Genomic DNA, 231 nt, shown 5'->3' on the forward strand with positions numbered 1-231 from the left:
TGGCCTGGGTTGGTCAGACCGAGGACCAGCTGAAGGCCGCCGGCGTTCAGTACAAGAAGGGCAAATTCCCGTTCGCCGCCAACAGCCGCGCCAAGATCAACCACGAGACCGACGGCTTCGTGAAGGTTCTGGCCGACGCCGCGACCGACAAGGTGCTGGGCGTCCACATCATGGGCCCGCAGGCCGGCGAAATGATCCACGAGGCCGCCATCACCATGAGCTTCGGCGGCG

At 65.4% G+C, this 231-nt stretch carries 1 pseudogene; it reads left to right on the plus strand.

Going from position 1 to position 231, the window contains the following annotated elements:
- Nucleotides 1–231 (plus strand): annotated as a pseudogene (locus tag CVH10_RS24895) (dihydrolipoyl dehydrogenase); the annotation flags it as partial.

The sequence above is a fragment of the Halomonas sp. ND22Bw genome (assembly GCF_003011945.1).
Classification (GTDB): Bacteria; Pseudomonadota; Gammaproteobacteria; order Pseudomonadales; family Halomonadaceae; genus Halomonas; species Halomonas halophila.